Annotated in this window: 23 protein-coding genes; 13 read left to right on the forward strand and 10 right to left on the reverse strand. The window is 67.0% G+C overall.

Annotation, left to right across the window (positions count from 1 at the left end):
• Positions 1-44: 44 nt before the first annotated feature.
• From J2T23_RS14515 to J2T23_RS14525, 3 genes are all read left to right on the forward strand, one after another.
• Positions 45-1,397 (forward strand): MATE family efflux transporter, encoded by a 1,353-nt coding sequence (locus J2T23_RS14515; protein WP_307361042.1) that lies wholly within the window; start codon positions 45-47, stop codon positions 1,395-1,397.
• Between the two features lie 69 nt (positions 1,398-1,466).
• Complete coding sequence (locus tag J2T23_RS14520) at positions 1,467-2,057, forward strand: hypothetical protein (protein ID WP_307361044.1); 591 nt, start codon at positions 1,467-1,469, stop codon at positions 2,055-2,057.
• A 100-nt stretch (positions 2,058-2,157) separates the two neighbouring features.
• Positions 2,158-2,514, forward strand: a complete 357-nt coding sequence (locus J2T23_RS14525) for a hypothetical protein (protein ID WP_307361046.1) — start codon at positions 2,158-2,160, stop codon at positions 2,512-2,514.
• 38 nt (positions 2,515-2,552) lie between these two features.
• Here J2T23_RS14525 and J2T23_RS14530 read toward each other — a convergent pair whose 3' ends face one another.
• On the reverse strand, positions 2,553-3,098 hold the full coding sequence (locus J2T23_RS14530; protein ID WP_141182815.1) for a CGNR zinc finger domain-containing protein: 546 nt from the start codon (positions 3,096-3,098) through the stop codon (positions 2,553-2,555).
• A 71-nt stretch (positions 3,099-3,169) separates the two neighbouring features.
• Here J2T23_RS14530 and J2T23_RS14535 point away from each other — a divergent pair, with 71 nt between their 5' ends.
• Positions 3,170-4,198 carry an EamA family transporter gene (locus tag J2T23_RS14535; RefSeq protein WP_307361048.1) on the forward strand — a complete coding sequence of 343 codons (1,029 nt, stop codon included), beginning with the start codon at positions 3,170-3,172 and terminating at the stop codon, positions 4,196-4,198.
• A gap of 85 nt (positions 4,199-4,283) precedes the next feature.
• Here J2T23_RS14535 and J2T23_RS14540 read toward each other — a convergent pair whose 3' ends face one another.
• Positions 4,284-4,547: a WXG100 family type VII secretion target gene (locus tag J2T23_RS14540; protein WP_307361051.1), complete on the reverse strand. Its 264-nt coding sequence runs from the start codon at positions 4,545-4,547 to the stop codon at positions 4,284-4,286.
• A 212-nt stretch (positions 4,548-4,759) separates the two neighbouring features.
• On the opposite strand from J2T23_RS14540, the gene J2T23_RS14545 reads away from it, so the two are divergent.
• Positions 4,760-5,032: a DUF2277 domain-containing protein gene (locus tag J2T23_RS14545; protein ID WP_307361053.1), complete on the forward strand. Its 273-nt coding sequence runs from the start codon at positions 4,760-4,762 to the stop codon at positions 5,030-5,032.
• Positions 5,033-5,055: 23 nt separating this feature from the next.
• Here the strand turns inward: J2T23_RS14545 and J2T23_RS14550 are convergent, their stop codons facing one another.
• The 6 genes from J2T23_RS14550 to J2T23_RS14575 form a co-directional block, all read right to left on the reverse strand.
• Positions 5,056-7,332, reverse strand: a complete 2,277-nt coding sequence (locus tag J2T23_RS14550; RefSeq protein ID WP_307361055.1) for a heavy metal translocating P-type ATPase — start codon at positions 7,330-7,332, stop codon at positions 5,056-5,058.
• 27 nt (positions 7,333-7,359) lie between these two features.
• Positions 7,360-7,599: a heavy-metal-associated domain-containing protein gene (locus J2T23_RS14555; RefSeq protein ID WP_141158866.1), complete on the reverse strand. Its 240-nt coding sequence runs from the start codon at positions 7,597-7,599 to the stop codon at positions 7,360-7,362.
• A gap of 53 nt (positions 7,600-7,652) precedes the next feature.
• Positions 7,653-7,967 (reverse strand): metal-sensitive transcriptional regulator, encoded by a 315-nt coding sequence (locus tag J2T23_RS14560; protein WP_141183485.1) that lies wholly within the window; start codon positions 7,965-7,967, stop codon positions 7,653-7,655.
• A gap of 330 nt (positions 7,968-8,297) precedes the next feature.
• Complete coding sequence (locus J2T23_RS14565) at positions 8,298-8,810, reverse strand: universal stress protein (protein WP_307361061.1); 513 nt, start codon at positions 8,808-8,810, stop codon at positions 8,298-8,300.
• Between the two features lie 81 nt (positions 8,811-8,891).
• The gene (locus J2T23_RS14570) at positions 8,892-9,665 is read right to left on the reverse strand and encodes a class F sortase (RefSeq protein ID WP_307361063.1); all 774 of its coding nucleotides are present in this window, start codon (positions 9,663-9,665) and stop codon (positions 8,892-8,894) included.
• Between the two features lie 108 nt (positions 9,666-9,773).
• Complete coding sequence (locus J2T23_RS14575; protein WP_307361066.1) at positions 9,774-10,580, reverse strand: hypothetical protein; 807 nt, start codon at positions 10,578-10,580, stop codon at positions 9,774-9,776.
• 280 nt (positions 10,581-10,860) lie between these two features.
• Between J2T23_RS14575 and J2T23_RS14580 the strand changes: the two genes are divergently transcribed.
• The 8 genes from J2T23_RS14580 to J2T23_RS14615 all read left to right on the forward strand — a co-directional run bounded on the left by J2T23_RS14580 (position 10,861) and on the right by J2T23_RS14615 (position 17,382).
• Positions 10,861-11,061 carry a hypothetical protein gene (locus tag J2T23_RS14580; RefSeq protein WP_141158870.1) on the forward strand — a complete coding sequence of 67 codons (201 nt, stop codon included), beginning with the start codon at positions 10,861-10,863 and terminating at the stop codon, positions 11,059-11,061.
• Positions 11,062-11,132: 71 nt separating this feature from the next.
• Positions 11,133-12,242, forward strand: a complete 1,110-nt coding sequence (locus J2T23_RS14585; RefSeq protein ID WP_307361070.1) for a WD40/YVTN/BNR-like repeat-containing protein — start codon at positions 11,133-11,135, stop codon at positions 12,240-12,242.
• Complete coding sequence (locus J2T23_RS14590; RefSeq protein WP_141182808.1) at positions 12,235-12,522, forward strand: MoaD/ThiS family protein; 288 nt, start codon at positions 12,235-12,237, stop codon at positions 12,520-12,522. The genes J2T23_RS14585 and J2T23_RS14590 overlap by 8 nt, the downstream gene beginning before the upstream one ends.
• Positions 12,523-12,656: 134 nt before the next feature.
• Entirely contained in the window at positions 12,657-13,439 is a 783-nt protein-coding gene (locus J2T23_RS14595) for an ABC transporter ATP-binding protein (protein ID WP_141182807.1), read from the forward strand.
• Entirely contained in the window at positions 13,426-14,136 is a 711-nt protein-coding gene (locus J2T23_RS14600) for an ABC transporter ATP-binding protein (protein WP_141182806.1), read from the forward strand. Before J2T23_RS14595 ends, J2T23_RS14600 begins: the two co-directional genes overlap by 14 nt.
• Before the next feature lie 5 nt (positions 14,137-14,141).
• Positions 14,142-15,023 (forward strand): branched-chain amino acid ABC transporter permease, encoded by an 882-nt coding sequence (locus J2T23_RS14605; protein WP_307361075.1) that lies wholly within the window; start codon positions 14,142-14,144, stop codon positions 15,021-15,023.
• Positions 15,023-16,126, forward strand: coding sequence for a branched-chain amino acid ABC transporter permease (locus J2T23_RS14610; RefSeq protein ID WP_307361077.1), 1,104 nt, complete (start codon positions 15,023-15,025; stop codon positions 16,124-16,126). Before J2T23_RS14605 ends, J2T23_RS14610 begins: the two co-directional genes overlap by 1 nt.
• A gap of 2 nt (positions 16,127-16,128) precedes the next feature.
• On the forward strand, positions 16,129-17,382 hold the full coding sequence (locus J2T23_RS14615; protein ID WP_141158877.1) for an ABC transporter substrate-binding protein: 1,254 nt from the start codon (positions 16,129-16,131) through the stop codon (positions 17,380-17,382).
• Positions 17,383-17,397: 15 nt separating this feature from the next.
• Here the strand turns inward: J2T23_RS14615 and J2T23_RS14620 are convergent, their stop codons facing one another.
• Positions 17,398-18,018 carry a PadR family transcriptional regulator gene (locus J2T23_RS14620; protein ID WP_141182803.1) on the reverse strand — a complete coding sequence of 207 codons (621 nt, stop codon included), beginning with the start codon at positions 18,016-18,018 and terminating at the stop codon, positions 17,398-17,400.
• A 69-nt stretch (positions 18,019-18,087) separates the two neighbouring features.
• A complete protein-coding gene (gene ligM / locus J2T23_RS14625; RefSeq protein WP_307361080.1) occupies positions 18,088-19,500 on the reverse strand; it encodes a vanillate/3-O-methylgallate O-demethylase in 1,413 nt (470 codons plus the stop codon).
• Positions 19,501-19,506: the final 6 nt, after the last annotated feature.

The following is a 19,506-nucleotide window of genomic DNA, read 5'->3' on the forward strand; positions in this document are numbered from 1 at the left end:
CATGCCTTGAAGGGTCCCGCGTGCGGCCCGGTTAGGCTGGCAGCGTGCCCCAACAACCTGCCCTTGCCGCCGTCTCCGGAAGGCGCGGGCCTGCCCGTGAAATTCTTCGCCTCGCCATCCCTGCGTTCGGGGCGCTGGTGGCTGAACCCCTGTTCCTGCTGGCCGACTCCGCGATTGTGGGGCACCTTGGTGTCGCCCAGCTCGCAGGCGTGGGGCTGGCATCAGCGGTGCTGCAGACCGCCGTCGGGCTCATGGTCTTCCTGGCTTACTCGACGACGCCCGCCGTGGCCCGCGCGATCGGGGACGGACAGCTCGGCAAGGCCCTCGCGGCAGGGCGCGACGGCGTGTGGCTGGCCACGCTCCTGGGCGTGCTGCTCGCCGCCGCCGGCTTCGCTGCGGCCGAACCGCTGATCGACCTACTGGGCGCGGAGGGCAGTGTCCGCACCTTTGCCATCGACTACTTCCGCTGGTCCATGCCGGGACTGGTGGCCATGCTGCTGATTTTCGCCGGCACGGGTGTCCTGCGCGGCCTGCAGGACACCCGGACCCCGCTGGTGGTGGCCACGGCCGGATTCGGCGTCAACGCGCTGCTGAACCTGTGGCTTGTCTACGGGCTGGGCTTGTCGGTAACCGGTTCGGCGATCGGCACCAGCCTTGCCCAGTGGGCCATGGCTGCGGTTTACGTGGCGATGGTCCGCCGGAACGCCGTACGGCACGGAGTCAGCCTGCTGCCCAGCTGGCGGGGCATCCGCAGCATGACGCGGGTTGGATCCTGGCTCATGCTGCGCACGCTCAGCCTGCGGGCCGCAATACTGGCCACCGTGCTGGTGGTAACGGCCCAGGGTGAAGTCAACCTTGCCGCCCATCAGTTGGCCATGACCATCTTTTCCTTCCTGGCGTTCGCTTTGGATGCCCTGGCCATCGCTGCGCAGGCGCTCATCGGCAAGGAACTCGGTGCCTCCAATGCCGCCAGGGCGCGCCTGCTGACCGGGACCATGATCAGGTGGGGCGCCGGGTTTGGCGTAGTGACAGGCCTGCTGCTGGCCGCGGTTGCCCCCTGGGCGGGAGCCCTGTTCACGACGGACCCCCACGTGCAGTCAGTCCTCACCGTTGCGCTCTGGGTCCTGGCCGCCGGACAGCCCATCGCCGGCTACGTTTTTGTGCTCGATGGTGTGCTGATCGGCGCGGGGGACGCCCGCTACCTCGCCCTCGCAGGGCTGGTGAACATCGCCATCTACGTGCCGCTGCTCGCCTGGGTGGCACTCTCCGGTGCAACCGGCGCCGCAGGGCTGGGGTGGCTGTGGGCCGCTTTCGGCGTGGGATACATGGCCGCGCGGGCACTCACCCTGGGCGTGCGCGCCCGGTCCGACCGCTGGATGGTGCTGGGCTCCGCCTGAATTGACTGCAGGCAAACCGGGCAACAGCGCCCGGTTCGACCTTCCATCAGCCCCCACTAAACTGGACCGGTGACGCAATCTTCCATCCCCGCGGATGCTGCCCAGGGAACTGCCCCCCGTACCGACCTCTGGAAGCCGGTCCTGCTGCGCTCGGCGGCTGCCCTGGTGTTCGGCGCAGTGACGGTGTTTTGGACTTCGCCTTCCGTGGAGGTCATGGGCTGGGCCGGAGGCCTCTACCTATTGGCGACGGGTGTACTGTCCCTCCGGAGTGTCCCGGCGGTGGGTTTCGCCCGGAATTCCGCCCCTGGAAAGCTGCTTTCCGCCGCTGGCGCCGTCCTGGCCGGGGCTGGTTTTGCGGTGGTCCTGCTGCACAGTGACCTCTTGTTCGCAGTCATTGCCGCGCTGGGGCTGGGCGTGGCCGGTGTATTTGAGCTTGCCTGCGGCCTTCAGCGCCGGGGGCGCCACGTGCTGGCCCGGGACTGGATCGCGTCGGGCATCATCGGGATCGGCACCGCCATCCTGCTGCCGTTCTTCGTCAACCTCGGGGCCCATGCCCTGCTGGGTGTTGCCGGGGGAGGGGCCATTATTTCCGGCGTCCTGTGGGTCCTGTCCGGCCTGACCCTCCGGCACGATGCCAGCACCGGCGCAGGAAAGCCGTAAACTAGGAGGAGCGCCCTTCTACTTTCTGTAGAAATTCCGGGGTGCGACACCGCAATTCGTAAACCAGGTGGCCGTACGCCGCCTGCAGGGAGGAACCACCGTGGCTGACCAGCATCAAGGAAAACCGCGCAAGCTGCGGACCTCGGTGAAGGGGCCGCTGATGTTTTCGGCGTTCTGGGCCGTCGTCGCCTTCGTTGCGGTGCTGATTTTCGCCTCCGGGGGAAGCGCCCGCGCGCCCCGCTTCGACCTCGCCTTCACCGCCGCCGGCATCGCCTTCATCGTGACCCTGGTCATCGCCGCAATGCTGTCCATGAGCTACAAGGAGAACGCCGAACACCTGGGCAAGGGATCGGGCGTCAACCTGAGTTCGGCGCCCAAGGCATCCCCCCATGGAGGTCCCGGCCGCCAGAACCCGCCGGCATCCGGCGACGGCACCGACAGCACGCCCCAGCCCTAGGCACACCTGCGCCAAAGCCCACAGGCAGCCTCAGCCCGCTAATTCGCTGCCGCCTGCCTGGCCCGATACGCGGCCACATGTGCCCGGTTGGCGCAGTTTCCGGTGTCGCAATACCTCTTGGACCGGTTGCGGCTCAGGTCCAGCACGGCGGCATCGCAGTCTTCTGATTCGCACGTGCGCATCCTGTCCATTTCCTTGCCGCGGATCACGTCCGCGAGGGCCATGGCTGCCTCGGTGCTCATCCGGTCCGCCAAGGGAGCATCCGGTGCCGTGGCGTGCAGGTGCCAGTCCCAACCGTCGTGCTTCATGAGCTGGGGAAGCGCATTCGCATCCCGCAGCAGCCGGTTGACGGTGTCGACCGCCGCGTCCTCATCCGCCGTCCACACTGCCGCCAGTTCACGGCGCAGTTCCAGGACGCTCTCCAGTTCCGCGTTATCCCGGCGCCGGCCGCCCGAAAACCCCTCAGCGGCCAGGAAGGCATCGAGGTCCTCGAGGGTGGCCAGTCCCTCCCTGCCATTCGCCGCCGTGTTGATGAGGTTCACCACCGTACGCAGCGCCACTTCCGTGTCAGGGGCGAAAACCATGTTGACTCCTTACAGTGCCCGGGCGTAATGTCATGGGCATTACCCCACTTTACTCCTGACAGGAGGCGACGGTGCCTGCCGCCAAAGACCACATCCCCACCACGGAGCTGCCCGCCGGACGCCGAGGCTTCCTGGCATCCGGGCTCGGGATTGCGCTGTTCTCCTCCGCTGTCTTCGGGCTGTCCGGATCCTTTGCCAAGTCACTGCTGGAGACCGGCTGGTCGCCGGGAGCTGCCGTCACCGCCCGCTTGACGGGTGCGGCCCTGATCCTTGCACTGCCGGCCGCCGTCGCGCTCAAGGGGCGCTGGCACCAGCTGAGGGACAATTGGCTCACCATCGTGCTGTTCGGGCTTATTGGCGTGGCGGCCTGCCAGTTGTTCTACTTCAACGCTGTGGCACGTTTGTCCGTGGGCGTGGCACTCCTGCTGGAGTACCTGGCCCCGGTGCTCATCGTCCTGTGGCTCTGGGCCGCGAGCCGCCGGCGCCCCCGGCTGCTGACCTCCGGCGGGACACTCCTCTCCTTGGCCGGCCTGGTGCTGGTCCTGGACCTCACGGGCGCCGTCAAGGTGGATCTGGTGGGGGTTCTTTGGGGTATGGCGGCCGCCGTTTGCCTGGCCATCTACTTCTTCATCACCGCCAAGGAAAACGACACCTTGCCTCCCATCGTGCTGGCGTCAGGGGGACTCATGACGGGCGCTGCCGTGATGTGGCTTGCAGCCGCCACCGGCCTGCTGCCCATGGCCTTCAGCGCCGCGGACACCACCCTTGGGCCCTGGACCACCCCGTGGTGGGTGTCCCTTGCCGGGCTGGTGGTGCTGGCCACGGTACTCGCCTACACCTCGGGCATCATGGCCGCCAGGGCGCTCGGCTCCAAGGTTGCATCCTTCGTGTCGCTCACCGAGGTCCTGTTTGCCGTGCTGTGGGCGTGGCTGCTGCTTGGGGAACTTCCCGGTGCCATCCAGCTCCTCGGGGGAGTCCTGATCGTTGGCGGTGTGGTCCTGGTCCGGCTTGACGAGCTTCGCGCCTCCGCACGCGCCGCGGGTATGAAAGTCCAGGCGTCGCCGCTGGAGCACGCGAACGACGTCGAGCCCGTCCCCTAATCACGTGCGCGCCGTCGTCGGCCGCAAAAAAGAAAGGGCAGGGACACCGCATGGTGTCCCTGCCCCCGCCGGGCGGCGGTAAAGCCTAGTGGGAGGCCTGGCTCTGCTCTTCGGCGTTGCGCTTGGCCTGTGAGCCGGCTTCCTTCAGTGCCTCGGCAATCTTGGTCAGCATGGCGGTGTGGGTACCGGACCACTCGTTGCGGAACTTGGTGGCGTCCGGACCTTCCCAGTTGGTGCTGCTCAGAACCTTCGTGAGAGTGGACTTCTGCGTCTCGATCTCGGACGCACCTGCCTGAAGCTTGCTGCCGAGCTGGCGAAGCTGCTCAACGTCTGCACCCCAAATAGCCATCAGTTTCTCCTTGTTAGGTGTGTGGATCCGAACAAGATCGGCATCCCCAGCGGCCCCCCGGCTCATCCGGAAGATCCATTGCCTAGAACCTATCCCGGCCCCCAAACAGTGTCGATGGGCAGCCCTGCCCATGCCGGGCTCCCCATGGACGCCGGGTGAAGACCATGAAAAAAGGGTCGATCCCAGGCGTTGGAAGAGCCTAGCATGGCGTTATGTGCCGGAATATCCGAACCCTCCATAACTTCGAACCGCATGCCTCATCCGAGGAGGTGCATGCGGCTGCGCTGCAGTACGTCCGCAAGATCAGCGGAAGCACCAAGCCGTCAAAGGCCAACCAGGAGGCCTTTGACGACGCCGTCCATGAGATCGCCCACATCACACAGCACCTGCTGGATTCGCTGGTAACGCAGGCGCGGCCCAAGGACCGGGACGCGGAAGCGGCCAAGGCCAAGGCGCGTTCCGCAGTGCGTTTCGGCGCGGCCTGACCGCGGGGGGCCAGCCGCCGGGGCTACTTGCCGAAACTTCGCAGCCGCAGCGAGTTGGCCACCACCAGTACCGAGCTGGCCGCCATGGCCGCGCCGGCGATCATCGGATTGAGCAGCCCCAGGGCGGCCACCGGGATGCCCACCGCGTTGTAGAAGAACGCCCAGAACAGGTTCGTCTTGATGGTGCCCAGCGTCTTCCTGGACAGCTCAATGGCCTGCGCCACCTGGGCCAGGTCGTTGCCCATCACCGTCAGGTCCGCGGCCTCGATGGCCACATCCGTGCCCGAACCCATCGCAATTCCGAGGTCGGCCTGCGCCAAAGCAGCGGCGTCGTTGACGCCGTCCCCGGCCATGGCCACCGTGGCGCCGCCGGCCTGGAGCTTGCGGACTGCCTCGACTTTTCCTTCGGGCAGGACGCCGGCGTAGACATCGTCCGGAGCAATCCCGACGACGGCAGCCACCCGGGCGGCGACCGCGGCGTTGTCGCCGGTCAACAGGATGGGCCGCAGGCCCAACGCCTTCAACCGTTCGACGGCGGCGGCGGAACCTTCCTTGACAGTGTCCCGGAGGCTGATGAATCCAGCAGCCTTCCCGTCCACGGCGACGCAGATGGCTGTCGCTCCGCCCTGCTCAGCGGATGCGAGCATGGCCTGCCGGCGGGCGTCCAGGACGATCCCGTTCTGCTCCAGCCAACCGCTCCGCCCTGCCATCACGGCCCTGCCCTCAACGGTTCCCGACACTCCGCCGCCCGGGGCGGAACTGAACCCCGGCACGGCCGGCAACGTGCCGGCGTCGCCCGCTTTGCCTGCGGACGCTGACGCGGCTGCTGCTGCGATGGCGCGGGCCACCGGGTGCTCCGAGGCGGCCTCGACGGCGCCTGCAAGCCGAAGGACGTCCCGGTCCTGGAAGCCTGGAAATGCTGCCGCGGCATCCACGGCCAGGACGCCAGTGGTGACCGTACCGGTCTTGTCCAGGAGGATGGTGTCCACGGTGCGGGTGTCCTCAAGGACCTGCGGGCCCTTGATCAGGATGCCCAGCTGCGCGCCGCGGCCGGTACCGGTGAGCAGGCCGACGGGCGTGGCCAGGCCCAGTGCGCAGGGGCAGGCAATGACCAGGACGGCGACGGCGGCGGTGAACGCCTGCCGCAGGTGGTCCCCGTCCGCGGCCGGCCCGGCGAAGAGCAGCCAGAGTACGAATGTCAGCACCGCCAGCGCCAGGACCACCGGCACGAAGACGCTGCTGATCCGGTCTGCGAGCCGGGCGATGGGCGCCTTCCCGGTCTGGGCTTGTGACACCAGCCGCGCCATCTGGGCAAGGGTGGTTTCGGCGCCCACCCGGGTAGCCCTGACCAGCAGGCGGCCGGACGTGTTGATGGTGGCACCTGTCACGCGGCTGTCCGGGCCTACCTCGACGGGGACTGATTCACCCGTGACCAGGGACGCGTCAACGGCCGAGGCGCCGTCCACCACCACGCCGTCTGTGGCGATTTTCTCTCCTGGCCGGACCACCAGGAGGTCGCCCACCTGGAGCAGGTCGGCGGAAATCTTCTGCTCTGTGCCGTCGCGCAGGACCGTGGCATCCTTGGCACCCAAATTCAGCAGGGCCTTGAGGGCATCGCCGGCCTTCTGCTTGGCATTGGCCTCCAGGTACCGGCCCAGGAGCAGGAAGGTGGTGACGACGGCCGCCACCTCGAAGTACAGGCCGCCGGCCATGCCCTCCATGCCAGGGTGTTCGGTCATGCGCGGATCTGCCAGCAGCTGCCAGGCCGAAAACAGGTAGGCCGCTGCCACCCCAAGCGATACCAGGGTGTCCATGGTGGATGCCAGGTGCCGTGCATTGACGGCCGCTGCGCGGTGGAAGGGCCACGCCGCCCACGTGACGACTGGAAGGGCCAAAGCCGCCGCAACCCACCCCCAGTTGGGGAACTGGAACGCCGGGACCATGCTGACCAGGAATACCGGAACCGTCAGGATGGCTGCCAGGATGAGCCGCGGACGGAGCTCGGCGGCGGGCATTGCGGCAGGTTCAGCAGCTGTATTTTCGCCGCCCGTCGGCTGCTGCCGGCGCACCTTCGCCTGGTAGCCGGCCGCGTTGACGGTCTCCACCAGTTGCTCGTCGGTGATGCCTGCAGGGACCGTGACGTACGCGGACTCCAGGGGCAGGTTGACCGTTGCAGCCACGCCGTCGAGTTTGCCGAGCTTCTTTTCCACCCGGTTGACGCAGGACGCACAGGTCATCCCTTCGATGTCGAGTTCGACGACGCGGGTGCCCGGTGGGTGCAGCAGTTCCTGGTGGCTCATGGCAGCTTTCCGGTAGTGGGAGGGTGATCAGGCTTCGTTGGCAACCACCAGGTAGCCGGCCTCGGCCACGGCTTCGCCGATTTCCGCGGGGGACAGTTCCTTGCCGGAGGTGATGGTCACGGTGGAGATGCCGCCGGCGTTCAGGTCCACGTTCACTGCTTCAACGCCCTCAAGGGCTTCGAGTTCTTCGCTGACGGCCGATACGCAGTGTCCGCAGGTCATGCCGGAGACGCTGATGGTCGTGGTGGTGGGGGCGGTGGTGCTCATGGCTTGCTCCTTCTTGTGGTGCCGGCGGTGGCCGGGTTGGGATGGTGGTGGCGTCAGCGAAGCAGGCGGCCGATTGCGTCGGCAGCTTCCTTGACCTTGGCATCGATGGCTTCTGCCCGTACGTCGGGGTCTGGTTCGGAGGCGGCCCCCACCACACAGTGGCCGATGTGTTCCTCGACCAGCCCCAGGCTGACGGCGTGCAGGGCCTTGGTGACGGCGGCAACCTGGGTCAGGATGTCGATGCAGTATTTGTCCTCGTCCACCATCCGGGCTATGCCCCGCACCTGGCCTTCGATGCGCTTCAGGCGGCGGAGGTAGGCGTCCTTGTTTCCCGTGTACCCGTGCTGAGGGGCAGCGCCTTCCTCCATAGCCGGATGTTCGGCGGCCGCAATGGCTTCCCCGGTAGCGTTCATACAGTCAACATATACCCCTTGGGGGTATATGCACAAGTACCCCCGGGGGTAATTTAGAGGTGCCGATGGCACCCCCTCGGGGCACAAAAAAGCTCCGGAGGGCGTTATTGGGGGATACGCACTCCGGAGCAGCTCTTGGGCAATTCCTGCTTCCACGGTAGGTGGATCGGCCTTGCTTGAATCAGCCTACTGGCTGGTACGGCACCGCGCCAGCACCCCGAATAACTACTTTCGCTTTACTTTAGCGGGGCCCCGAAGAAGGGGTTTTGCCCCCGGGAGCACCCATCACGGCCGGTCCTCGTGGGCGGGCATCCGGTAGGGAACCACCAGCACGGGCCGGCTCTGATGGTGGCTGAGCCATGTGCCCACGGCGCCGCTGAGGGCTTCCGAGAGGCGATGGCTAAATCCCCGTTCCGGGGTACCCACAATGATCAAGGGTGCGTCCATTTCGGCGGCCAGCTGCCCGAGTGCCCGGGCCGGGTCGCCGGTGAGGGTGCGGAAGGACCACTCCGGTGGTCCACCGCCCGCCGGCAGCTGGTCCAGGGTGGACTGGACCAGCGCTTTCAGCTCGGTTGTCAGTGCCAGCATGTCGTCATCCACTCCCGGGTGCCGGGACAGGCGGTGGGCGGAACGGGCCGGATCCCACTCGACCAGGTAGCTGGCTTCGTCTACATACGCACAGACCAGGGGTGCCGCCAGCCGGGCAGCGAGGGTGGCCGCAGTCTGGATGACCTCCGGGTGCTGTTTCGGCATGATGCCCACCAGCAGGGGAGCTCCATCGAAGTTTTCCCATGTCATGCTGCCCATTGTGCGCCAGTCAAAGACCTTGTGAACAGGTACGTTAGGCCCGGGCACGTTTCAGGCGTTGCCGGGCGGATGCTACGGGGCAGCTGGGGAAGCGGTGACCACAACGTTCTTGCCCCACGGGTCCTCGGTAAAGCAGCTGATGAGGACCAGGCGGTTGGGCACCATGTCCCAGACGGCGCTGTCCTTGAGGCCGGACTTCAGGTAGGTGGTAACGCTGTCCACCTGGTAGCTGATGGACCCGGCGGCGGTTTCCAGATCAAACCGGTCACCAACGGCGGCCGCCGAGCTCAAATGGTTAAAGGGAGCGTCCGCACCCTCCCAGCTGTGGCCTATGACGTACGTGGTGTTGCCGGATCCCTTGCCCGGCGTGCCGAAAGCTGACAGCCAGTAGCCGTCCTTCGTAGCGGGCGGCTCAATGGTGCGGCTGGATTGTGCTTCGCCGTCCAGGTCCAGCGGATGGAGGGGCACATCGAAGGCGGCGGCCGGGTACCGGATGTGGATCGGCTGGGCAGCCGGCGGCAGGACGGCGGCTTCAGGCGCTGGATTCACCACGGGCTGGGGCTGGGCGGCCGCTGTTCCGGTGGCTTGCGGAATGCCAGTCTCCGCCATCGGGGCTGCCGCCCCCGCAGGCGCAGCGGCGGCGCGTACGCCGGGAGCCGACGCGTGGATGCCGGGGACCGTCAGCAGGGGGGCCTCGTGGAAGAGGGGTGCGCCAGCCGTGAAGGACAGGAAGGTGAGGACGCCGCAGCCAAGGATGGCCAGGTCGCCTTTGGTCCACCGCTGCCGGGACTGCCACCTCGTGAGGCCCCGCCCGGGCGCAGCGTGCCGGCGTCGGTCCTGTGGCATGGCATCTCCTCACGGGTGGCCTGGGGAAAGGAAGGAAGGAAGGCGCCCTGCCGGGCACTGGCAGGGCGCCTTCCTTGTCTCTAAGCCACCGGGGTGGCGGATTGTGGGCTAGCGGGTGGTGTGCAGCGGACGTGGCCGACGGCGTACCCCCACCATCGCTCCTGCGGCGGCCAGTGCTCCCAGGCCAGCAAGCCAGCCGGGTGTGCTGTCAGCCCCAACGGCCGTCTGGGCGTTGTAGCCCTGGTTGGTTCCCACGCTGACCGGGGCTGCAGCCGGAGCGGCCTGCGGGGCAGGCTTCGCGGCGGCCTGCTTGGCCGGTACGGCTGCCGGGGCTACGCCGGCGGGTGACTCCTGCGCCGGTGTTTGCTTGGCAGGGTTTTCCGCCGGTGGCTGCACCGCGGGTTGTTCCACAGGCTGGTTCACGACGACGGGCGTCTCGTTGGCCGGAGGAGTCACCGCTGGCGGTTGCTCAGCAGGCGGCGTGACCACGGGCGGGGTTACGACCGGCGGGGTAACGGGAGGGTCGACCACGGCGGGCGGGGTTACGACCGGCGGGGTAACGGGAGGGTCGACCACGGCGGGCGGGGTTACGACCGGCGGGGTAACGGGAGGGTCGACGACAACGGGCGGGTCGATCACCTCGCCTGGCGGCAGCGTCGCGCCGCATTCGTTGACGTAACGGATTTTCCCGGCGTTAGTCCAGTTCTTGCCCGCCGGCAGTTTGTCGGTGGGGGGAATGATGTCCTCGGGGTGCTGGTCGTGCCCGCCGACACCGTTGGAGCTAAATCCAATTTGTTTGAGCGCAGTTCCGTCCCAGTGGCAGACCACCACCTGGTCAGAGCCCGCCATGGCAGGCGCTGTGAGGCTGATCAGGCCGAGCCCAACCACCCCCAGTGTGGCTAAGGTGCGTTTCATGTCTTCTCCCCATATGTGTGCGTCAAACGGACCATGGCGGGGGACGGCCAGCGGTTGCGCCGTATGCCCCAGCAGCACGGTCAGCTTGCTTTGAGATTTCAGGCTAGGGGCGCCGCCTGGGGCAGTCGCCAGTAGGGGGTACTCGTCTTTCTGCGGGGCTGGCGGCCCAAGTTACCTGCCAGTACCCTAAAGCCGGCCAGCGCCACCTGCTTCCGCGGCGGGACCTTGTCCGCAGTGCGGGCCGCGCCTACCGTTTTAACTGAAGCAGGGAGGGGGAATCGTGGAAATCTACATGTGGTGGCTGGACCTGGACCTGGCCAGCAAAGAGTGGCTGCGGCAGAACCTCCGCGCACTGGAGCTGCCGCTTCCGGTACTCCAGGGGATTGCGGAAGCCGGCGGCCCGCATCCGGGCAATCCCGCCGCCGTGCTGACCGCCGCTGACTGGGACTTCATCGAAACGCAGTCGGAATTCGTGGACTAACCCCTTGTCCGCCCGCTGTCCCACCGGTGGCGGGCTCAAAACCGTTGCGCGTTGCCCCTGACGGTGGTTGCATGGTCCGCATGGCAACGGCGGCAGAATCCTTCATCCTGGCAATCGGCACCAAGAAAGGGCTGTGGCTCGCCACCAGCCGGGACCGGCGGGAATGGTCCTTCAGCGGCCCCCACTTCCTCATGGCCGAAATCCCCAGCATCGGAATCGATACCCGCGAGGGCCGCACCAGGATTCTGGTGGGAGTCCGCAGCCCGCACTGGGGACCCACCGTTGCACACTCCGATGACCTTGGTGCCACCTGGTCCGAGCCGGAACATGGCGCCATCACCTTTCCGGGCGACACCGGCGCCGCCGTGGAGCGCGTATGGCAGATCTACCCGGACGCCGAGTCCCGGCCCGGGGTGGTGTGGGCGGGGGCGGAGCCCATCTCCGTATGGAAATCGACCGACGGCGGCGAGCACTTCGAGTTGAACCGAGGCCTGTGGGACCACCCGCACCGCAGTGAGTGGGGAGCAGGCTACGGCGGTGCGGCGGCACATTCGATCGTGGTGGACCCGGCGGGCGAAACCGTGCACGTCGCCATGAGCACCGGAGGTGTGTACCGCTCGCTGGACGGCGGGTTGTCCTGGGAAGCGCGCAACAAGGGCATCTCGGCCTACTTCATGCCGGATCCCAACCCGGAGTTCGGCCAATGCGTGCACAAGATCGCCGCGGATGCCGCCGTCGAAGGACGCCTCTACGCACAGAACCACCACGGGGTCTACCGGACCGACGACAATGCCGACAGCTGGAACTCCATCGCGGAGGGCCTACCGGCCGACTTCGGCTTCGTCATGCTGACGCATCCGCGCCGGGACGGCACCGCCTGGGTGATACCGCTGAAGGCCGACGGCGAACGCATCCCCCCGGACGGAAAGCTCGCCGTCCATCGCACGGACGACGCCGGGAACACCTGGACGGGGCTCAGCGCCGGCCTCCCCGAGCAGGAATACAACAGTGTGCTCAGGGACGCTGCCTCGGTGGACACGGCGGAACCGGCCGGCGTCTACTTCGGCACACGGGGCGGGACCGTCTACGCGAGTGCCGATGAAGGGGAGACGTTCACGGAGGTAGCGTCCCACCTGCCGGACGTCCTCTGCGTCCGGGCGGCAGTGGTAGCCAGTGCCTGAGATTTCGCTGCTGTTGCCCAGTGTCCTGCAACCCCTGGCCGGCGGACAACCCGTGCTCTCCACACCGGCCGACGGGCCGGTAACGGTGGGGCACCTGCTCGATGCCGTCGCCGCCGACTATGCCGTGCTGGGACGCCGGCTCCGGGACGAGACCGGGGCGCTGCGCAGATTCGTCAACATCTACGTCGGCGGTGACGAGGTGCGGCGGCTTCAGGGCCTGGAAACCGAGGTAGCGCCGGGCCAGGAAGTGCTGGTTATCCAGTCTGTTGCGGGCGGCTGAGCGGCGGCTGGAGTCGTTGGCGCAAACCGAGTGCAAAATCGTTGACAATTTCGTCCGCGATCCGTAGCGTCGGTTTCGTGCAGTGGTGATCAACTGCATCCATTCCTAGCGATGATGCAACAGGAAGGTACAGGGTGGCCGCGAGCCTGAGCCTCAAGGACGTCAGCCTGCACTTCGGCGGGGTCAAGGTGCTGCAGGACGTCAGTTTCGACGTCGAGCCCGGCGTGATCTTCGGCCTGGTGGGCCCGAACGGTGCCGGCAAGACATCCCTGTTCAATTGCATCAGCGGCCACTACAAGCCCAGTTCCGGTTCAGTTTCCATCGACGGGACCGAGGTGTCCGGCAGTGCCCCGTCCCGGATGGCACGCCTTGGACTTGCCCGCACCTTCCAGCACCCGGCGCTCCAGCTGAATGCCACAGTCCTGCAGAACGTGCTCCTCGGGGGCCACACGCGGCTGCCAGGCGGCCCGGTCTCGTGGGCGCTGCGGATGCCGTACACCGTCCGCGCCGAGCGCGCCGTCCGCGCCGAGGCACTCGACCTCCTGGCCAACGCCGGGCTGGGATGGGCGGCGGACGTGCCTGCCGACGAACTGTCCCACGGGCTCCACAAGGGCATCGAGCTGTGGCGGGCGCTGCTTTCCAGGCCCACGTTGCTCCTTCTCGATGAACCGGCAGCCGGCCTGTCGCATGGGGAGGTTGAACAGCTCATCGCCACCGTGAAGCGCCTCCGCGCTGAGCAGGACCTCACCATCATCATCGTGGAGCACCACATGGGACTTATTTCCGCTCTGACGGACCAGGTGGTGGTCCTGGACCACGGGCGGAAGCTGATGTCGGGAACCGCGGCGGAAGCCCAGTCCGATCCCCGCGTCATTGAGGCCTACATCGGAAAGGACGCCGCGGATGACGCTGCTTGAACTGACCGGCGTCACAGCGTCCTACGGCCCCGTGCAGGTCCTGGAGGGGGTCTCCCTCAGCGTCCCGGAGGGCGGATCCGTGGGGATCCTGGGCGCGAACGGGGCGGGCAAAACCACCACGCTCCGGGCCATCAGCGGCAGCGTCCGGACCGGCGGCAGCATCCGGTTCGATGGCAGGGACATCAGGGGCCTCCGGCCGGACCAAGTGGCAGCACTCGGCGTAGCACACGTACCTGAAGGGCGGGGCACCCTGGGCCAGCTGAGCGTGCGGGAGAACCTGATGGTGGGCTCCTACCTGCGCAAGGACCGGAAGGCCATCGCCGGTGACATCGACTACTGCCTGGACCTGTTTCCGCAACTGCAGGACAGGGTTGGCTCGCGGGCAGCAGCGCTTTCGGGCGGCGAACAACAGATGCTCGCGGTTGGCCGCGCCTTCATGGCCAAACCCAAACTGTTGCTCCTGGACGAAGCCTCGCTGGGGCTGGCACCGAGCACCGCCAAAACGGTGTACCAGGCCATCCGGCGGCTACGGCTCGAATCCGGGATCGCGATGCTGGTGGTGGAACAGAATGCAAACCTCGCATTCTCCCTGGTGGACACCGCTACCGTCCTGGAAACGGGCCGGAACGTCCTCACCGGAACCTCGGCCGAACTCAAGGGCATGGACGAAATCCGCCGCGCCTACCTGGGGGGCTGACCGACATGGGAACCTTCATCCAACTCGTCGTCGACGGCCTGGCCACCGGCTCCATCTACGCGGCCCTGGCCCTGGCAATCGTGCTGGTGAACCAGGCCACCGGCCTGATCAACTTCGCGCAGGGCGGCATGGCGGTGCTGTCCGCCTACCTCGCCTACGCGTTCGTGCAGCTCGGCCTGCCGCTCATCCTGGCCATCATCATTGCCATTGTCCTGTCCTTCCTCTTCGGCGCACTGGTGGAACGTTTCCTGATCCGGCGGTTTGAACGGGGAGATCCGGACACCGCAGTGGTGGTGACAATCGGCCTGCTCACCCTGGTCACCGGTATCTGCGCGGTCCTGTGGGGCTACAACAACCTGGGGTTCCCGTCGCTCTTCCCGCTGACCAGCGTTGAAATCCTCGGGGCCGTCGTCAGCGTCAGGTCCCTTGCCACCGCCGTGACCATCGTTGTGATCATGGTGGTCCTGCAACTGCTCTTCCTGCGCACCAAGCTGGGACTGGCCCTCCGCGCCGTTGCCGACAACCCGGCGTCGGCCGCTTTTTCGGGCCTGCCGGTGGGCCGCCTGCTCATGGTGGGCTGGGGACTCGCTGCCACCCTGGGGGCGGTTGCCGGCGTCCTGGTTGCTCCGCAGCTGACGTTGACGCCCGGCATGCTGGACACCGCCCTCGTCTACGCGCTCGCCGCCGTGATCCTCGGCGGCCTGACCAGTCCCATCGGCTGCGTGGTGGCGGCATCCGCAATCGGTGTCCTGGAAAACCTGGTGGCCGTCTACGTTCCCCTCATCGGCCACGACCTCAAAATCGCGGTGCCCTTCGCGCTGATCTTCGTCATCCTCATCGTCCGTCCCCAAGGCCTGTTCGGCAGGAAGGTCGTGGTGAGGGTCTGATGAATGCCGCTGCCGCCACTGCACGCAGGCCATGGGTCCGGATACTCCTCGCCGCCCTCGCGGCCATTGTGCTGATCGTGGCCCCTCTGGCCCTGCCGCCCTTTGCGAACCAGACGCTGGTCCGCATCGGTGTCTATGCGGTGGCGGTGCTCGGGCTGAACATCGTCATGGGCTACACCGGCCAGGTCAACCTCGGGCAGATCTTCTTCGTGGGGCTGGGAGCCTATGTCACCGCCTACGGCGTCAACCACGGCTGGAACATCCTGCTGGTGTTCGTCGCGGCCTGCGCCGTGGCCGGTGTGGTGGGGCTGCTGGTGGCCCTCGCGGCCGCACGCCTGGGCGGCCTGGCGATCGCGATGGTCACCATCGCCCTCCCCATCGTCGGGGTACCCCTGGCCAAGCGCCTCTCCGAATTCACCGGCGGCTCGCAGGGGATCTCCGCACGGTTCACGGACGCCCCCGACTGGTCCGGGCTGGACAACGACCAGTGGCAGTTCTACATCGTCCTGGTGGTGGCAGCCGCGGCCTTCCTGCTGGCGCGGAGCCTGGTCCGGGGCAAGTACGGGCGGGCGTTCGCGGCGGTCCGGGAGAACGAGGCTGTCGCGGCCTCCATGGGCATTTCCCCCTACCGGACCAAGGTGCTCGCCTTTACCATCGCCTCCATCTTCGGCGGGGCCAGCGGCTTCCTGTACCTCGCCGCCGTGCAGTACACGTCGCCTGAGACGCTCAGTTTCGGCCACTCCATCAGCCTCCTGGCTGCCATGGTCATCGGCGGCGCGGGCAGCATCGCCGGGTCCCTCCTTGGCGGTGCCTACTACGTCTTCGTCCCACAGCTGACCAACGCCATCGATCCCAACCTCACCACCGTCAGCCAGGGCGCCATCCTTCTCGCGGTGCTGTTCCTGCTGCCCGGCGGCCTGGTGAGCGTGCCCCGGGTGGTGCGGCGGCTGACCCGCCGGACCGGTGCCGGCCGCTCCACGGGCCGCCGGTCCTCCGCCGGCCCGGTTCGGGAGACTTCCCAGCAGACCGCTCCAGCGCACCGCCCGGTTCCGGACGATGCGCTGGAGGGACATGAACAAACAGAGAGGCAAGATGGACCATGAACATGAGAAAGAAGCCCGGCGGGGTACTTGGCATCGTTGCCGTAACAGCCGCCCTCGCGCTCTCCCTGTCCGGCTGCAGGGGCGATAGCGGCGGCCAGGGCGGCGGCGGTTCTGCGTCCTCTCCCGGGATCACGGACTCGGCGATCACGCTTGGCATCACCACCCCCCTTAGCGGCGCCACCGCAGGGCCGGGCAAGTGCACCGTGGCCGGCGTCTCGGCCTACTTCGGTGCCGCGAACGCCGCCGGCGGCGTGAAGTTTGGCGACGGCAAGACGCGAACCGTGAACATCAAGTCCTACGACGACGCCTACGATCCGCAAAAGTCGCTGGCCAACTTCCAGCAGATGGTGTCGGACAACGTCTTTGCCGCCACGGCCGGCCTGGGCACCCCCACCAACCGTGCTTTCCGCGACGCCGCGATCAGCCAGAAAGTCCCGCAGGTGCTGGTGATGACCGGTGACCCGCTCTTCAGCGACCGGAAGCAGAGCCCGTGGCAATTGGGCTTCGTGCCCATCTACCAGAATGAGGGGGGCGCCTTCGGCAAGCTCCTGGCGAAGTCGGGCGCGCAGCACAAGGTGGCCATCCTGTCGCAGAACGATGACTACGGCAAGGGCTACGTTGCCGGCTTCAAGGAAGCCATCCAGGGAGCATCCAACATCTCGGTGGTGGGGGAGCAGACTTACGAGGCCACCGACACATCCGTTGATGCCCAGCTCACCCAGCTGGCCTCCTCCGGAGCGGACGTCTTCTTCAACGCCATGTCCATCACGCCGCTGACCATCGCCGCGCTGCAGAAGGCGCAGCAGATCGGCTGGAAGCCCAGCTGGTTCCTGCCCTCCAATACGTCCAGCCCCACTGCGATCCTTGAGCCCGGCGGCGCTGCCGCCTACCCCGGCATCTACTCGGTGTCCTTTGCCAAGGCACCGCAGAGCCCCGCGTTCGCCAAGGACCCCGACGTCGTGAAATTCCTTGACGAACTCAAGAAGTACGGGAACTACCCGGATATGCCGGCCTTCCCGCACTGCATGTGGAGCTACATGGTGGGCGCCACCCTTGAGAAGGCGTTCCAGAACATGAAGGAACCCACCCGGGACAGCTTCATGACGGCGCTGCGGGACATCAAGGACCTGAAGGCGCCGCTGATGCTGGAAGGTACGTCGGTCAACACCACGGTGGACGGCCAGCCGGCCGTGTCCTCGGTGGTGGTGCAGAAGTACAACGGCAAGGGCTACGCAACGGCCGAGAACTTTGGCTGACCAGGGCGGTATCCGCTAGGCGCGGGCGGCGCTCGGCTCCGGCCGGGCGCCGCCCCCGGACTCGAGGGTGTCCACCAGTTCCAGCCCGCGCCGGGCCCACGCGATCTCCACATGGGCCCGGTCCACCAGGCCCTCGTAGGTAAACCGCTTAAAGGCGATGGTCCGTTCACGGTCGGCCGGATCCGTCACGGCCAGGCGGCGCACCAGCATTGGGTTGTCCACCTGGTCGATGCGCTGGAGTTCACCCTCCCACTGGGCGAGTTCGGACTCCCACTGGTCCATATGCCGCCGGAAGAACGCCCGCGCGGCCTCCGGTGACGCCGCTTCAAGGTAGGCGGCCCGCAGGTGGGCGGGGTCGCGGACCCGGGCGTACTCCAGGGGCGTCTGCATCCAGTCAAGGAAGGCCTGGTTTCCGGTATCCGTCACGTGGTACAGCCGCCGCGTGGCGCGCTGGCCCCGGGGCTGCTCCTCACCTTCGATGAGGTTTTCCGCCTCCATCTTGCGCAGCTCAGGGTAGATCTGCGAGTCGGGGGCGTGCCACACGTGGCCTACCGACATGGAGAACTGCTTTTGCAGTTCATAGCCTGACAGCGGGCCCACGCGCAGCAGCGCAAGCAGCGCGTACCGAAGGCTCATGCGGTACTCCTCCAAGGGCTCAAGGAAGGTGCGGGGGCGCACGCGCCCCCGCACTCCGGGGTCCCCAGCCTAGGCCGACTGGTAGTTCGTCCGCCACCCGCCGTGGTAGGTGGCGCGGGCCACGGTGGAGTAGGGCACGGGGCTGACCACCGCACGCACCTCGGTCTGCACATGGGGTTCGACGGCGGCCTTGGCAGTGCCGCCGTTGGGCTCACCCCATACCACCTTCAGTTCCGTGCCTTCGGGAACGTTGGGATCAATCGTTGCAAGCGAGAGGGCGCGGCGTTCGTTGGCGCTGTAGCCGGTGAACATTGAGTAACCCACCACGGTTCCGTCGGCGTCCACCACGGAGTCGTAGTTGGCCGAGCCGTAGTTTGCCAGGGGCAGGTCGAAGAACTTGTAGCTGGGTCCGTCCACATCGAACAGCGATGCGAAGATGGAGGTGACATCTTCGGCGTCCCAGGCCAGGGTGACTTTCCTGCGCTGGGCGGCGGGGTCGATTTTCTGGAGCGCGTCCCGGCCGATGAAGTCGTGGTCGAACTTCACGAATGAGCCGTAGCCCAGCTCCCACGGGGTCAAGTAGTAGTCCTCGATGTTCCCGGACACAAAGGATCCTGCCAGGGTCCCGGTTGCTTCGTAGCCATCTGCCGGCAGCCATTCACGGTAGCCGCGCTCTGCTTCGCCGGTGTAGATGGCGGGAAGGGGAGACGGGATCCAGCCCGATTCGAGGGTGTTGGACGGGTACGCCCGGGAACCGACGGGGACCAGTCCGAACTCGGCTCCGGCGTCCACGATCGCGTCGCGGATGCGGTCGTGGTCCGCGTACGGTCCCCACACCTCCAGCCCCGGCGCGCCGGCCATGCCGTGGCGCAGTGTGCGGACCGTGGTGCCGGCAATGGTCATGGTGGACATGTTGAAGAACTTGAGCTGCTCCAGGGCTCCGCCATTGAGTTTTTCGATCACCTGCCAGGCGTTGGGTCCCTGGATCTGGAAGCGGTAGTACTGGCGGGTCACCGGGTGGCCGTACGGCCGCGACGGGGAGCGCCGGTCCACGGTGATGTCCAGGTCCCGGTAACCGCCCGTTTCGCCGTGGTAGAGCAGCCAGTTGGCCGCCGGGGAGCGGCCCACGTACACGTACTCGTCGTCCGCCTCGTGGAAGAGGATGCCGTCGCCGATCACGTGCCCGGACTCTGTGGTGGGCACGTACTGCTTGGCTTTGTTCACCGGGAAGGTGACGGTGGAGTTGATGGCGGTCGCCGTGATCAGCTTGATGGCGTCCGGCCCCTTCAGGAACAGGTTGTCCATGTGGTGGGACTGGTCGTACAGCACGGCCGTCTGACGCCACGCGGTCTGCTCCTTGATCCAGTTCTGGAAGTCGGCCGGCACCACCGGGTAGATGTAGGAGCCGATCTGGGAGTTGCGGAGGAGATCCACGGCCCCTTTCGACGCGTCGAGGACTTCCTGCAGGTTTTTCGGTGCCACGTTGAA

Source organism: Pseudarthrobacter niigatensis (assembly GCF_030812615.1).
Classification (GTDB): Bacteria; Actinomycetota; Actinomycetes; order Actinomycetales; family Micrococcaceae; genus Arthrobacter; species Arthrobacter niigatensis.

What these genes read in the sequence shown, in the direction of transcription:
- J2T23_RS14610 (WP_307361077.1), top strand. Translation starts at nt 15,023, where the DNA reads ATGAATGCCGCTGCCGCCACTGCACGCAGGCCATGGGTCCGGATACTC.
- J2T23_RS14620 (WP_141182803.1), bottom strand. Translation starts at nt 18,018, where the DNA reads ATGAGCCTTCGGTACGCGCTGCTTGCGCTGCTGCGCGTGGGCCCGCTG.
- J2T23_RS14575 (WP_307361066.1), bottom strand. Translation starts at nt 10,580, where the DNA reads ATGAAACGCACCTTAGCCACACTGGGGGTGGTTGGGCTCGGCCTGATC.
- J2T23_RS14570 (WP_307361063.1), bottom strand. Translation starts at nt 9,665, where the DNA reads ATGCCACAGGACCGACGCCGGCACGCTGCGCCCGGGCGGGGCCTCACG.
- J2T23_RS14615 (WP_141158877.1), top strand. Translation starts at nt 16,129, where the DNA reads ATGAGAAAGAAGCCCGGCGGGGTACTTGGCATCGTTGCCGTAACAGCC.
- J2T23_RS14545 (WP_307361053.1), top strand. Translation starts at nt 4,760, where the DNA reads ATGTGCCGGAATATCCGAACCCTCCATAACTTCGAACCGCATGCCTCA.
- J2T23_RS14565 (WP_307361061.1), bottom strand. Translation starts at nt 8,810, where the DNA reads ATGACATGGGAAAACTTCGATGGAGCTCCCCTGCTGGTGGGCATCATG.
- J2T23_RS14555 (WP_141158866.1), bottom strand. Translation starts at nt 7,599, where the DNA reads ATGAGCACCACCGCCCCCACCACCACGACCATCAGCGTCTCCGGCATG.
- J2T23_RS14600 (WP_141182806.1), top strand. Translation starts at nt 13,426, where the DNA reads ATGACGCTGCTTGAACTGACCGGCGTCACAGCGTCCTACGGCCCCGTG.
- J2T23_RS14530 (WP_141182815.1), bottom strand. Translation starts at nt 3,098, where the DNA reads ATGGTTTTCGCCCCTGACACGGAAGTGGCGCTGCGTACGGTGGTGAAC.
- J2T23_RS14560 (WP_141183485.1), bottom strand. Translation starts at nt 7,967, where the DNA reads ATGGAGGAAGGCGCTGCCCCTCAGCACGGGTACACGGGAAACAAGGAC.
- J2T23_RS14550 (WP_307361055.1), bottom strand. Translation starts at nt 7,332, where the DNA reads ATGAGCCACCAGGAACTGCTGCACCCACCGGGCACCCGCGTCGTCGAA.
- J2T23_RS14540 (WP_307361051.1), bottom strand. Translation starts at nt 4,547, where the DNA reads ATGGCTATTTGGGGTGCAGACGTTGAGCAGCTTCGCCAGCTCGGCAGC.
- J2T23_RS14605 (WP_307361075.1), top strand. Translation starts at nt 14,142, where the DNA reads ATGGGAACCTTCATCCAACTCGTCGTCGACGGCCTGGCCACCGGCTCC.
- J2T23_RS14585 (WP_307361070.1), top strand. Translation starts at nt 11,133, where the DNA reads ATGGTCCGCATGGCAACGGCGGCAGAATCCTTCATCCTGGCAATCGGC.